Raw genomic sequence first — 13,389 nt, forward strand, 5'->3', positions numbered from 1 at the left:
TTTTGTTACTATATTACCAATTAGTATGGACAATACACCCATATTTTATGACTAATTTCACAAATTTCCCTATCAAACTATTTACCACCAACAGAACTTGATTAACCCTTACTATATTGCCAGTAGTGACTGGCTAAACACCGGTCTTCGTCTGTGTTTCGCCTTGTTTATTGGGGCTATAATTGGCTTAGAACGACAACTAAAAAATAAACCGGCTGGTTTAAGAACCCATATGTTAGTCAGTTTAGGTTCATCTGTATTTACTCTGATTGCTATCCAAACAGGTGGGACACAACTTAGTGCTGATGCTATTAGTCGTGTAGTTCAAGGTATCGCTGCTGGAGTGGGGTTTTTAGGCGCTGGGGAGATTTTGCGTCAATCTTCCCGATCATCAAAATCTCCAGAAGTTCACGGATTAACTTCTGCTGCTGCAATTTGGGTATCCGCTGCTTTGGGAATTGCGGCTGGGTGTGGTTTATGGCAATTAGGATTAATGGGCGCTGTTCTAACTGTAATCATTCTACACATTTTTAAAAGACTAGAAAAATTTAATTAAGTAGGTGAACAGAAAAATTTATATGACATTAATTGCCTTTTTCACCCAGATTAGGACGGCTGATAATTAACAATTGTACCCCACCATCAGCTGTACTAATAGCCAATACAGGAGATTTACTTCACATATCCAAAATCATCTTGAAGCTACCCTGACGCGCTATGTTTTTTTGTTATGGTTTTGGACGTTAATTAAAATCTAAGAACAGTATTTTTTCTCTAAAGCATATTTAAACGGTGACTCAATTTAATTTATCTTTTACTTAATAAAATACGCCGTACTGATTATTACTATCTTCTATGGTTTTTTCGGTTTATATCAGTTTTAAAATAGCTTGTTTAAGTTGTTCTGAATTATTATTTTCATCTTATAATTAGATTTTAATCTCTTTGTTTTTTTGTCTATGAAGAATGCAACAGTTCAAGAAGCAAGGGCATATCTTCTCGAATTAATAGATTCAGTGTTAGAGGGTGAAGATGTGGTCATTAGTCGAGAGGGTAAACCATTGGTGCGTTTGATCCGCTATGAAGCGGAACCTGAGCCACGGACTCCTGGGGCTTGGGAAGGGCGCGTTTGGATGGCTGATGATTTTGATGATGAGTCAGAGGAGATTAACGCTATGTTTTATGGAAAAGGTTAATGGGGTTTTTATTAGATACCCATGTTTTATTGTGGTGGTTAGCAAATGACCCAAAGTTGTCGGCAGATGTGCGAGAAATTATTAGAAATCCAGTCAATGATAGTTTTGTTAGCGCAGCAACAATATGGGAAATAGCGATTAAAACTTCGTTAGGAAAGTTGAAGCAACCCGATGATTTGTTGGCGGTGCTTCGGGATAATCGGTTTCAAGTTTTGGATATTTCGGCGGAGCATTGTTTAAATGTGGGTAGTTTGCCTTGGCATCATAAAGACCCGTTTGATAGGATGTTAATTTCTCAAGCTTTGGTGGAAGGTTTAACAATAATTACGGTAGACCAAAAGTTTAAATTTTATGATGTGCCATTATTTTCTGACGATTTCGGGTAGTTGAAAATCTCCAATGTTTGCAAAGTGTTTTTCTATTATAATAATAATTTCTATTTAGCTTCAAAAAATTCTGGGGACTAAGGGGGTATAGCCTTAGGGCGGTTGGGGTGTATTTATTGAGATTGGGAATTGCTATAAAATTGGTATTAGTTGTCAATTTTTCCCGCACTCACAGATAGAATCTGGGAAGATTTCAACCATTGAGAATCAAAAGCACCTAAATGAGTAGTAGTAATCAAGGTTTGAAATCGGTCTTGAATAGCATCAAGTAATTGACCTTGACGAGATGGATCTAATTCGGCTAAAACATCATCTAATAATAACAAAGGTGGTTCATTAATCACTTCCTCAATTAATTGTAATTCGGCTAATTTCAAAGCTAAAACTAATGTTCTTTGTTGACCTTGAGAACCATATTGACGGGCAGGAGTTTGATTAATAATTAATTCTATTTCATCGCGGTGGGGTCCGACTAACGTTATCCCTCGATGTGATTCTGCAACTGCTCTTTGTTGAAGTTTAGCAAAAAAGGCTGCTTGTAATTCTTGAGGAGAGGTTTTTTCCAGGGGAATATTAGAAGCATAATTGATTTGCAGAATTTCGGATGCTCCACTAATACTAGCGTGCCATGCAGAAGCTATAGGAGCTAATCGTTGAATAGCTCTATTTCTTCTCATAATCACCTTTGTACCAGCAGTTACTAATTGTGCATCCCAGATAGCTAGTTCTGATTGTAGAGATTTTTCTGGTGTATTTAGATAAAGTTTTAAAAAAGCATTGCGCTGGCGTAAAACTTGGTGATATTGGTGCAAAATGTGAGCATAAACTGGTTCTAATTGAATTAAGAGTGTATCTAGCCAGTTGCGACGAATTTCAGGACTACCACGCACCAATTCTAAATCCAAACTAGAAAACTCTACTGCATTGAGAACACCGAGAAAGTCCATTTGTCTGGGGACTATTTGCCCATTTATGGCGACGGTGCGACGCGCTTGACGACGGAAGGTGAGAGTTAAATCGCTATGGCTATGAATCCGGTCTAGGGTGGCATGAATTTGGGCTGTAGATTCACCTTCCTTAATTAAATCACGATCGCGTGCCATCCGGTGCGATCGCAATGTTGCCAATAACTCCACAGCCTCTAACAAGTTCGATTTTCCTTGAGCATTATTACCCACCAAAATTGTTTTAGCAGCAGTAAATTCAACTTTTTGGTTTTGGTAATTCCGAAATTGTTTGAGGTGTAAAGTTTTTAAGTACATAATGGCTAAGGATTCAAAATCCCTGACTTCTAAGTAATTGGACAAAAATATTTACAGTCATTGCGAGCGAAGGGAAGCAATCACAACCCTGGCGATTGCTTCATTTCACTTTGTTCCCTATGGCTAACGCCACGCTGCGCTAACACAATGACATTGTGTAATTAATTCTGTCTCACTACTTATAATAAGTTATCTTTGAGATGAGAAACCTATTGGGAGCATCCCAATTTTGCAGAAATAAGCTGGCGATTAGAAATCACGGATATACAACCCACATTCCGCGTAGGCGGACTAGGGAAATTTAAAACCCACGCAGGTGGGTTTTGCTTGTGTAGCCGTGACTTCCAGTCGCCGGGATTCTTTTGGGGATTTTGTGGGAGATGAGAAAATTTTTTTAAGATCCTGTCACCAAACTTACTTGGTACTTTTTAGAATCGCTTTTCATACATATAAAGTCATTTAATGGGTCGTATGTATCAAAATTCCTAAGATTTTCCTCTTTGTTTATATCATTCTCCAAATATGCTAAGGCTAATGTGGAAGTAACATAAATATTTCCATGTTGTTTGAAGGCTTGGACTAATTCAGATTCGGGAGGATAGTCTTTTAATAAATGTTCAGCGAGATATCCTGTGACAATTAGGCCTTTCAAACCCGTTTCTTTATAACCCTGTTTAGCTATCATCAACGATATAGTATCACCATCGAGATGAGATAAATTATCGTAATCTTCAAAGAATGGGCAAAAAACTTTCATGAGATTTTTGACAGGATTTTTAACTTTCCCGTAGTTGGGATCTTGCTGTTTTCTGCGTTTGGATTCACCCATGATATCTATCTCCTAATTAATTCTAGAATTGTCCCTGCACCCAAAGGGTTTTCTTATCTCGTCGAAGTTGATTTTTAGATACATATTGATGACTAATTGGTAATAAATATCAGAATCAGGATAAAAAATACAAAGATAATGAAATGAAATCCTGTAAATCCTGATTCTGACAATTTACCAATTAAACACTTTTTTTGCCCATTAAGCGGAAGAATATCTTCTCACCTTCAATCCAGACAAACATTAAAGCACTAAAACCGATACAAATTGCTAATTCTTCTAAACTCAGTGCATGAGTACCAAAGAAACTTTGCAGGGGTGGAACATAAATTAACATCAATTGCAAAATCGTGGTGACAATGACTGACCCCAAGACAAAGGGATTAGAAAAGGGATTCATTTCGATGGTAAGTCTATTATTAGAACGAATGGCGATCGCATGACCCATTTGTGCTAGACATAATGAAGTAAATACCATTGTCTTCCAAGTATCTTCATGTCCTTGATACCCGGCTGCATGAGAATGATGGTAAGCCCATTCCATGAGGATAATTGTAATCACAGCGAAGACAATCCCAATGCGAATCATGTAAGAACCTAAACCCCTAGCAAAAATACTTTCACGGGGACTAAAGGGAGGACGTTCCATCACATCAGGTTCAGGGGGTTCTACAGCTAATGCTAAAGCTGGTAAACCGTCTGTTACCAAATTCATCCAGAGAATTTGCAAAGGACTCAAAGGAACGCCTCCTAATCCCAACAATGGCGCAGCCGCAATGGTGAGAACTTCCCCAATATTACTACCCAAAATGTATTTAATAAAGCGGCGAATATTGGTATAAACAACTCTACCTTCCTTCGTGGCAGCAACTATGGTGGCGAAGTTGTCATCTAGGAGGATCATATCGCTGGCTTCTTTGCTCACATCTGTGCCTGTGATGCCCATAGCAATGCCTATATCGGCTTGTTTGAGGGCGGGAGCATCATTCACCCCATCGCCTGTCATCGCCACAAATCGCCCGCGACGTTGCAAAGCTTGGACAATTCTTAATTTGTGTTCAGGGGAGACTCTCGCGTAAATACTCACTAGGTCAACCTGTTCCTCTAATTCCTGGTCACTGAGAAGTTGTAATTCCTTACCAGTGAGGACTCTATCACCCTCTTGGGCAATTCCCAAATCAATAGCGATCGCCTGAGCAGTTAATTGATGGTCGCCAGTAATCATAATCGGACGGATTCCCGCGTGGCGACATTCTTGCACAGCCGCCCTCACTTCTGGACGAGGCGCGTCTAGCATTCCCACCAACCCCAACCAGACCAAATCTACCTCAGATGTATCATGAGAACCATCTGGGGGAACTTCAGCTAAAGGTTTATAAGCAAAACCTAACACCCGCAAACCTTTACCCGCCATTTGGTCATTAGCTACCAAAATTTGGCTGCGGTGTTCGTCACTAATAGGAATCGAGTGATTACCTAAATGGATTTTTGTACACCTTTCCAAAGTTAATTCTGGTGAACCCTTGGTAAACATTAAGTATTTTTCAGATTCCACAAAACCAGCAATGGCTGGGTCAATAGCGGTTAAAGAAGTATCACCAGTGGCTACAGCTTCTAGTTGACAAATCACACTCATGCGCTTCCGTTCAGAAGAAAAGGGAAATTCGGAAACACGAGGTAATTTACTACTCCATTGGTCTTGTTCAATTCCGGCTTTTCCTGCCAAGGTAACTAAAGCCCCTTCAGTGGGGTCGCCTAAAATTGCCCATACTCCTTGTTGTTGTTGCAAAACAGCATCATTACAAACAGCACAAGGAACAAGCAAGGCGGAAATTTCCGGGACTTCATCTAAACTGGCTTTTTCACCATTTAATTGAAAATCGCCAATGGGGGTGTAACCTTCTCCAGTGACGCGAAAGGTAGAATTATTGGTGTACACCGACTGTACCACCATTTTATTTTGAGTTAGAGTTCCGGTTTTATCAGAACAAATAGTAGTTACAGAACCAAGAGTCTCTACGGCTGGGAGTTTGCGAATTAAAGCGTGATGCTTGACCATACGCTGAGTTCCCAAAGCCAGAGTCACGGTGATTACCGCAGGTAAACCTTCAGGAACTACCGCCACCGCCATACTTAAAGAAACTTCCACTAATTCTTGTAAATTCTTCCAACCTATTCCTTTAGTTAGATCATGAATAAGTCCACCACCAACTACTATGGCTACAAGAATTAAAGAACCACTGACGAGAACATTACCCAATTGGGTCATGCGTTGCTGTAAAGGCGTAGGTTCTCCGTCCACAGACTGCAACATAGCGGCAATTTTGCCTAGTTCTGTTCGCATTCCGGTGTGAGTTACCAGTACCTTTGCCCGACCTTGGACAACTTCCGTACCTTGAAAAACTGAATTGAGGCGATCGCCTAATGGTGCATCTTCTGGTAGTGTAAGTATGGCTTGCTTATTGACAGCTTCGGCTTCACCTGTAAGAGCCGATTCTCGCACTTGCAAATTAGACTGTTCTATTAAGCGACCATCCGCAGCTATTTGTACACCCGCTTCCAGCAGCATCACATCCCCCGGTACTAGCTCCTTAGCCGCCACATCCCCCAGTTTACCGTCACGCAGGACTCGCACTGAGGGAGAAGACAGTTTTTTCAAGGCTGCTAGAGCTTTTTCGGCCCTGCTTTCTTGCACATAGCCCAAAATACCATTGAGGATAACTATAGCCATAATGGCAATTGTGTCTTTAAATGGCACTTCACCGGGTTTTAATGTCCCCCCAGTCAAAGCCACTAAATCCAAAAAGCCAGAAATAAGAGCAACGGCAATCAGCATCAATAACATGATATTGGTAAACTGATCTAGCAGAATTTGCCAAGGACTACGACCTCCATTTTCTTCGAGTTCATTGAGTCCATACTTCTGACGACGCTGTTCAACTTCTTGGGAGGTTAAGCCGCTGTTTGCGTCACTATCAAGCATTTCTAAGGCTTTTTCAACTTCCAAACCATGCCAGAGGTGGGTAGATTCAGGTAAAGAATGAGCAGACATCGTGTAGGTTACAGGAAATGGTTACAAAATCCGATCATAATTTAGTGATGTCCAAAAATGTGGAATTGGTCATTGGTCATTAGTCATTAGTCATTAGTCATTAGTCATTGGGTAATTTTATTCTTTCTTCTTCCTTCTTACTCCAGACTCGGTGACTCCTGACTCCTGACTCGGTGACTCCTGACTCCTGACTCGGTGACTCCTGGACTCCTGGACTCGGTGACTCGGTGACTCGGTGACTCGGTGACTCGGTGACTCCTGACTCCTTGCTCTATAGCAACTGTTGTTAATAAATAATAATTTATGAGTGTTCCACTACCCAGTTTGACGGTGAGCCAGATGTTTGGGCAAAAAATAATCAGACCAGTTACTGCTGCTACTCTCTATGGTATTGCTTCCATTAAAGATAGACTTATTGCTATTGATACGGTTAAAGGTCATTTATTAGAAATTGACCCCCTTACCGATAACAGCAAAATTATCAATCCCCACCAAGTCCGTGAATTTCAAGAAGTTACTGGTTTAGCTGTGTGGGAGGATGATCTGTGGGTGACTCGTGGGAACAGTGTCTATTTATGTAAATTGGCATCTTTAGGGTTAGAGCATTTTGTGACTTTACCCTATCCGGCTGATGGTGTGGCCGTTTGGGAATCTACCGTTTATGTTAGTTGCCAAAGACTTGGCTATATTTTGATTTTTGACCGGGATACCCGCAAGGAAATAACCAGATTTTATGCCCCTGGTGTCGGTATACAAAATTTAGCAGTTAGTAAAGAAACTTTGTGGGTATGCGATCGCACGGAACAAACAGTTTACTCTATGGATAGGGCAACTGGAGAAGTCCGTTTTAGTGTTCTCACGCCTTTTGACTCTCCTACAGGTATCGCCGTTCACGGACAGGATGACACAGGCAAAGATCATGTTTATGTGGCATACTCCAGCGAAGAACCTTATATTCGGGATAATCCCAACGCTGACCCCTGTTTTGAATTAACTTACCGCGATCGCACATTCATTCATTCCCTACAATATCACTACCAGGAGGATAAACGCTACGCCCTCTCCAATGGCTATCTCATAGAAATGTCTTATGTTGAGGAAATTTCCCCCCTTGATGAAGTTTACTTAGCCGATATAGAATGGCGCATTGCCCTCCCCTCAGAAACCCAACGGCAAAAAGTCCAACAAGTTGAACATATTGGTTTACCTTTCACTGAAGAAATCATTGACGGACAAAGAGTAGCCGTATTTAAATTTGATAGCCTGGCCCCCGGTGAACGTCACATATTTGGCTGGAAGGCATTAGTAGAAGTCCGCGGCATTAAACATCGCATCACTCCTAGAGACGTGGAAGATATTCCAGAACTGTCACCAGAATTAAAAACCCGCTATCTAGTAGATGATGACGATTTAGCAATGGATACCGATATTGTTATCCGTGCAGCCCGCACAGCAGTTGGTTCGGAAACTAACATATTACGGAAAATGTACAGTATCCGTAACTATGTCTATGATCAATTGTCCTATGCCATTAAACCCCATATTGACTCACCCGATATTGCCTTAGAACGAGGTACTGGTTCTTGTGGAGAATATGTAGGTGTATTACTAGCACTTTGTCGCCTTAATGGTATTCCTTGTCGTACAGTTGGCAGATATAAATGTCCAGTCTATGCTGAACACCAGGGCGTTCCTCTCCAACCCGATTTTAATCATGTTTGGTTAGAATTCTATATTCCGGGGATTGGTTGGTTGCCAATGGAATCTAATCCTGATGATCTCGAAGAAGGTGGACCATACCCTACACGGTTCTTTATGGGCTTATGCTGGTACCACATTGAAATTGGTAAAGGCATCACCTTTGAAACCTTAAGCAGAAATGGCATCCGCTTAACAAAAGAAGAGGTTTCACTGGGTGACTTAGCTATTAACCATATTCGCTTCACAATTCTGAAGGAATTACCACCTTTTTAATTTTTGATTGAGGAACGAAACCCAACGCAAAATGTATAAATGTTGGGTTTCCTTGCGTCAACCCAACCTACTTTACTTTGACACTAATTCTTACTCATTTTTTCTTTTGCTGCTATTGGTGGATACTTAGCAACTTCTATTAATAATTGTCTTTCTATAATCCGTTCATTTTTGTTAAAATCGAGAATACGGGCTGTTACTTCACCAATATCTGTTAATGGTTGAATGATAGCTTCATTAAGTTGAAAATGATCACCCCAAAAGTCTCTACGAGGGTTAAAAAATCTGACTAACTCACCAGTTTCCCAATTAATTGAACCTAAATCTGTACCTTTTTGCAAATTACAGAAAACACAAGCATAACAAAGATTATCATCTGTACTTGCTCCACCATGTTTGACACTAATGATATGATCAACTTGACAAGATGTAGTATCTTCTTCTGAAATTAGACAATATTCACAGATATTACCAGCACGTTCCACAACTAAACGCCTTATTTCTAAATTAATGTAAGTACGAGACACCTTATTTACCCTCAGCGTTAATATATTTATGAGCCTTAGCTTTAGCTAATCTAATAATGTGTTCTAACGTCAAAAAATACTCTAATTCTTCCTTGTCTTGTCTCGTTAGTTCATTATTTTTAGCACTATCAATTAAATCCTCTAAACGGTTTTGCGCTGTTTCGGAAAGGTGGAAGTTAATTACACTTTCGGGAGTAGTACCAGCAGCAATGAAATCTACAATTTCGTCGTAGACTTTGATTGTTTTAACAGATGTATTCATGGCGGTATCCTTTTTTATAATAATTGTCTGATAGCGCAGCGTAGCCATATCATTGAGTTATAATTATAGCAAATGCACAAACAACCCTGCGTTAAAATTTGTATGAATATTCAAGATAAAACTGTAGATAGTCGCAACCTAACGCAAAACGGGTAAGTGAATATAGCAATTCCCATTCAAGTGAGGTACAAGAGTTAATAATCAAACGCAGATGGACGCAGATAAACGCAGATCATTTTGTACTTCATTAGACTAGGAAATGCTATATAAACCTTTATCTGAATCAGGATTTACAGGATGTTTATTTTTAATCTTAGAAATGGGAATTTATTTAATCACGTCGAATAACCAGTTTGAGTTATGATAAAAAGAAAGGAGGTATATTATGATTTATTTATCTGCCACAGAAGCAAAACAAAATTTTACAGAATTTTTAGATAAAGCTCAAAAAGAACCAATAACCATTCAGCGTCAGGAACAAGATTTAGTTGTAGTGCTATCTGTCTTAGAGTATCAAAGATTAACTAAATTGCTAAAAAATGAGTTTCAGGGATTTTGTGATCAAGTTGGTAAAAATGCCGAAGTAAAAGGTATGACAGAAGAAAAGCTCAAGGAAATTCTTGAAAGTGATGATTGAGCAAAGAATTGTTATTGACACTAATTGTTTTGTGAGTCGGTTACTAACTCCCAAACTTATCAATTCTCAAGCAGTTCGTTATGCTTTTGATTTCCATCACATTCTTGTTGCTGCGGAAACACTTACAGAATTAGAAATGGTTCTTTCCAGGAAAAAGATCCTGTTTAGACATCTCCAAAAAAGATGTAGGGACAATTCATGAATTGTCCCTAAAAGGATTTCGGGCTACGCATATTGAATTTTTGGAGATGTCTACTGAGTATTTCTTTTTGTGAAGTTCTCTAAAATTGTTTTTGGGTTGCGCTGTCGCTTAACCCAACCTACGATTTTCTATTCTACATTTACCCAAAAATCTGCGGTTTTGATTTGTCCATTGCGATTAAATTGCATCCACATTTTATATGTTCCTGGTTTGGGAAATTTAGTATGAAATTCAACCTTTCCGTCAGCAGGATCTTTCATTGCGTGTGCATGGATATAATCAGATGCAGTGAGGGGAGACGAACTTTTAATAATTACTAAATGTCCTTTTTCCCCCAAATAAGGCTGTAAATCTTGAATTGGTTGATTTTTATTGTCTTTTAAATCGAAACTTAAAGTTACTTCTTGACCAGCTTGAATATTTTTTTCAGAAATATTCAGATTAACCTGAGTATCTGAGATAGTTTTAGTCTTGCTGAACTTTTCTAAATTTTTTGGTAAAGGAACTGAACCGGGAATTGTGATATTCATTAATGAGACATTTTCCTTATTTCCAGCAGGTTTATAATCACTGAAAAGTGTATAATTACCTGATTCTGGAAAATTTGCAGTCACTTCAAAGCGACCATTTTCTTTATATTCGGGATGAATATGAGCAAAAGATCGTAAATCATCACTAATAATAATTAAGTGCATGATTTTTTCCTGGAAAATGTCAAACTTATTAACAGGTTTACCAGACACATCTTGAATATCAATAACTAAGTTAATCGGTTGATTTGGTGATAAACTTTTCGGAGCAGTTAATTTAACCTTAGTAGTTATTTGTGAATTATCCCCATGATTCATATTTCCCATAGAATGTCCCTCATGATTCATCATCATACTAGGTGAAACCTGTGTTTCCGTAGACTTAGTATTTGATGAACAACCAGGAGTTAGTAATAAAGCTGTCACCACAAAAATACCTGAAAAAAGTCGCTTCATTTTAGGAGGGTTGTAATTTGAAATTCATTGTTTGTCGAACATTTCCGAGAGCCAGAATTAACTCCTGACTCCATTTCTAACCACATCTTTTTTTTCTGGATTAGGTAATAAAGCCAGATCAATCAAAGGTAATTTAATAATTACTGTTGTTCCTTGATTTAACCCCAAACTCTCTAAGGTGATTTTACCACCCATGAGTTCAATTAAATTCCGAGAAATTGCTAAACCCAATCCAGTTCCTTCAAACTTGCGTGTAGTTGTACCGTCAACCATGACAAAAGGACGGAATAGTTTACCTTGTTCTCCTGGGTCAATACCAATTCCTGTATCTTTTATGAAAACTAAAACATAATGCTGATGCTGATAAATATTTGTGGTAATTTGAATACTCCCTTCATCAGTGAATTTAGTGGCATTACCAATAATATTAATTAACACTTGTTTAAGTTTAATGGCATCAGATTTTATAGGAATAGGTTTATCACCTATATCACAAATTAATTGCAGTCCTTTATGTTGGATATTAACTGATTGTAAGTTAATTACCTCTAATAATAATTGCCGTAAATCCAGCGGTACTGTAGTTACGGAAAGTTTACCAGCTTCTATTTTAGAAATATCTAGCAAATCATTAATTATCTTTAATAAATGAATTGCTGTATCATCAGCTTTTTTGAGGAATTCTAATTCTTCTTCTCTACTGTCGCATAAATCATCACGGACTAACCGTACACAATTAATAATAATATTCAAGGGATTTCTTAACTCATGGGAAGTTGTAGCTAAAAATTGGCTTTTTACTTGGTTAGCTGATTTAGCTTCTTTCCAAGCAATTTCTAATTCTTCAGCCCAATCTTTGAGTCTTTCGACCATTTGATCTAATGCTTGTGCTAATTGGTTAAACTCCCGAATCTTGAAGTTACGTGGAATGGGTTGTGCTGCGTGGTGACTATGAAGATTAACAGCATAATCGCGGAGTTCTTCAACAGGACCAGCTAAATAAGGAACTAAATAAAATGATGCCAATAAACTTGCACCAATTAAACCGACTGTTAAAACAATGAGAATTAGTTTAATTTCTTCTAAACCAAATAGGGCATTTTCTACACTTGTAACTGCTAGGACAATCCATCTTTGTGATGGTCTTGTGGTGATAGGTTTAGTAGTAGCTGTAAAACCTGTAACTAGTTCCTCTCCTTCAACAAAGGATAAATTACTGGAATTATTACTTCCATCTAAAGCATTTTTCACTATAGCTTGTATTCTTTCCACATCGGCATAATTTTTAATATTAGTACCGACTCTTTCTGGAAATAATGTGTGGGCTAAAACTCTACCATCTTCGGCAATGACTACTAAAAGACCCGTCAATGAGCCTGGATGATTGGGATTTTGTTGATACAATGTGGTTTTAATGCTTAATCGGTAAGCTAAATTACCACGTTGATTAGCAATAGGAATTGATAAAAATAACTGGAGTTGATTTTGTTTGTCTCTTTTACCAGTTTTTCCAGATTGAGATGGTAATATGAATTGAATATCAACATCATCACTGGTGGCAGATAAGCCGGATGGGGTAATTTCTTGAATACCACAACTACTGGCTATTATTTCACCTTTTTTAATGTGGGTGAATTGGAGACAATTAATTTTGGTTGGCAGTTGTTTGTGTAGCTGTTTAAGAAATTGTTCAATTTGGAAAGGTGAACCGGATTTAATTACTTTTGTCTGACTGGCTGTAATTAAATTGGAGCGCAAAGCGGCAATATCATCACTAATTTTTTCTCCTTTGTTAACCGCACTTTCTGTTAAATTTTGTCGGGCAGTATTTAACAGACTAGAACGAGCTTTATTGAGGGCAACCATTTCTCCTACTAATAAAACTGGGACAAATACCAGTAGTATTCTTGTTACTAAAATTTGTCGAAATGACGATTGACGAGATTTAGCCATTGTTTGTCTCACTTCGCATCTTTAAACGACAATTACAAAGATATGAAATTACACTAACCAAAGGAGACATTTTATTAGTTGATGATAAGTTTACTATTAGTTTAAATTTCTCATAGAAATAAA

The 13,389-nt window shown here is 38.4% G+C and carries 12 protein-coding genes; 5 read left to right on the forward strand and 7 right to left on the reverse strand.

The features are described from left to right. Positions 1–97 precede the first annotated feature (97 nt). The 3 genes from IQ228_RS09810 to IQ228_RS09820 all read left to right on the forward strand — a co-directional run bounded on the left by IQ228_RS09810 (position 98) and on the right by IQ228_RS09820 (position 1,582). Positions 98–556 (forward strand): MgtC/SapB family protein, encoded by a 459-nt coding sequence (locus tag IQ228_RS09810; RefSeq protein ID WP_027403543.1) that lies wholly within the window; start codon positions 98–100, stop codon positions 554–556. A 403-nt stretch (positions 557–959) separates the two neighbouring features. Then, a complete protein-coding gene (locus tag IQ228_RS09815) occupies positions 960–1,196 on the forward strand; it encodes a type II toxin-antitoxin system Phd/YefM family antitoxin (RefSeq protein WP_027403542.1) in 237 nt (78 codons plus the stop codon). Beyond that, positions 1,196–1,582 (forward strand): type II toxin-antitoxin system VapC family toxin, encoded by a 387-nt coding sequence (locus IQ228_RS09820; RefSeq protein ID WP_028090203.1) that lies wholly within the window; start codon positions 1,196–1,198, stop codon positions 1,580–1,582. Before IQ228_RS09815 ends, IQ228_RS09820 begins: the two co-directional genes overlap by 1 nt. Before the next feature lie 146 nt (positions 1,583–1,728). On the opposite strand, the gene recF is transcribed toward IQ228_RS09820, so the two are convergent. The 3 genes from recF to IQ228_RS09835 all read right to left on the reverse strand — a co-directional run bounded on the left by recF (position 1,729) and on the right by IQ228_RS09835 (position 6,725). Then, positions 1,729–2,844, reverse strand: coding sequence for a DNA replication/repair protein RecF (gene recF, locus IQ228_RS09825; RefSeq protein WP_027403540.1), 1,116 nt, complete (start codon positions 2,842–2,844; stop codon positions 1,729–1,731). Positions 2,845–3,238: 394 nt separating this feature from the next. Next, positions 3,239–3,673, reverse strand: coding sequence for a hypothetical protein (locus IQ228_RS09830; protein WP_027403539.1), 435 nt, complete (start codon positions 3,671–3,673; stop codon positions 3,239–3,241). A gap of 181 nt (positions 3,674–3,854) precedes the next feature. Next, positions 3,855–6,725 carry a cation-transporting P-type ATPase gene (locus IQ228_RS09835; protein WP_027403538.1) on the reverse strand — a complete coding sequence of 957 codons (2,871 nt, stop codon included), beginning with the start codon at positions 6,723–6,725 and terminating at the stop codon, positions 3,855–3,857. A gap of 303 nt (positions 6,726–7,028) precedes the next feature. Between IQ228_RS09835 and IQ228_RS09840 the strand changes: the two genes are divergently transcribed. Continuing rightward, complete coding sequence (locus IQ228_RS09840) at positions 7,029–8,699, forward strand: transglutaminase domain-containing protein (RefSeq protein ID WP_027403537.1); 1,671 nt, start codon at positions 7,029–7,031, stop codon at positions 8,697–8,699. Positions 8,700–8,782: 83 nt separating this feature from the next. Here IQ228_RS09840 and IQ228_RS09845 read toward each other — a convergent pair whose 3' ends face one another. Together IQ228_RS09845 and IQ228_RS09850 are read right to left on the reverse strand one after the other, a co-directional pair. After that, positions 8,783–9,226 carry an HNH endonuclease gene (locus tag IQ228_RS09845; RefSeq protein ID WP_193962767.1) on the reverse strand — a complete coding sequence of 148 codons (444 nt, stop codon included), beginning with the start codon at positions 9,224–9,226 and terminating at the stop codon, positions 8,783–8,785. Position 9,227: 1 nt separating this feature from the next. After that, positions 9,228–9,488: a hypothetical protein gene (locus IQ228_RS09850; RefSeq protein ID WP_027403535.1), complete on the reverse strand. Its 261-nt coding sequence runs from the start codon at positions 9,486–9,488 to the stop codon at positions 9,228–9,230. Positions 9,489–9,873: 385 nt separating this feature from the next. On the opposite strand from IQ228_RS09850, the gene IQ228_RS09855 reads away from it, so the two are divergent. Continuing rightward, positions 9,874–10,125, forward strand: coding sequence for a type II toxin-antitoxin system Phd/YefM family antitoxin (locus tag IQ228_RS09855; RefSeq protein WP_027403534.1), 252 nt, complete (start codon positions 9,874–9,876; stop codon positions 10,123–10,125). A 330-nt stretch (positions 10,126–10,455) separates the two neighbouring features. On the opposite strand, the gene IQ228_RS09860 is transcribed toward IQ228_RS09855, so the two are convergent. Both IQ228_RS09860 and IQ228_RS09865 read right to left on the reverse strand, forming a co-directional pair. Next, the gene (locus tag IQ228_RS09860; protein WP_027403533.1) at positions 10,456–11,313 is read right to left on the reverse strand and encodes a hypothetical protein; all 858 of its coding nucleotides are present in this window, start codon (positions 11,311–11,313) and stop codon (positions 10,456–10,458) included. 57 nt (positions 11,314–11,370) lie between these two features. Next, a complete protein-coding gene (locus IQ228_RS09865; protein WP_035082599.1) occupies positions 11,371–13,266 on the reverse strand; it encodes a HAMP domain-containing sensor histidine kinase in 1,896 nt (631 codons plus the stop codon). Positions 13,267–13,389 lie beyond the last annotated feature (123 nt).

This window comes from Dolichospermum sp. LEGE 00246, assembly GCF_015207865.1.
In the GTDB taxonomy this organism is placed as follows: Bacteria; Cyanobacteriota; Cyanobacteriia; order Cyanobacteriales; family Nostocaceae; genus Dolichospermum; species Dolichospermum heterosporum.

Excerpts from the sequence above, each read along its gene's own strand:
- IQ228_RS09815 (WP_027403542.1), top strand. The coding sequence starts at position 960 with ATGAAGAATGCAACAGTTCAAGAAGCAAGGGCATATCTTCTCGAATTA.
- IQ228_RS09835 (WP_027403538.1), bottom strand. The coding sequence starts at position 6,725 with ATGTCTGCTCATTCTTTACCTGAATCTACCCACCTCTGGCATGGTTTG.
- IQ228_RS09860 (WP_027403533.1), bottom strand. The coding sequence starts at position 11,313 with ATGAAGCGACTTTTTTCAGGTATTTTTGTGGTGACAGCTTTATTACTA.
- IQ228_RS09830 (WP_027403539.1), bottom strand. The coding sequence starts at position 3,673 with ATGGGTGAATCCAAACGCAGAAAACAGCAAGATCCCAACTACGGGAAA.
- recF (WP_027403540.1), bottom strand. The coding sequence starts at position 2,844 with ATGTACTTAAAAACTTTACACCTCAAACAATTTCGGAATTACCAAAAC.
- IQ228_RS09820 (WP_028090203.1), top strand. The coding sequence starts at position 1,196 with ATGGGGTTTTTATTAGATACCCATGTTTTATTGTGGTGGTTAGCAAAT.
- IQ228_RS09865 (WP_035082599.1), bottom strand. The coding sequence starts at position 13,266 with ATGGCTAAATCTCGTCAATCGTCATTTCGACAAATTTTAGTAACAAGA.
- IQ228_RS09840 (WP_027403537.1), top strand. The coding sequence starts at position 7,029 with ATGAGTGTTCCACTACCCAGTTTGACGGTGAGCCAGATGTTTGGGCAA.
- IQ228_RS09855 (WP_027403534.1), top strand. The coding sequence starts at position 9,874 with ATGATTTATTTATCTGCCACAGAAGCAAAACAAAATTTTACAGAATTT.
- IQ228_RS09850 (WP_027403535.1), bottom strand. The coding sequence starts at position 9,488 with ATGAATACATCTGTTAAAACAATCAAAGTCTACGACGAAATTGTAGAT.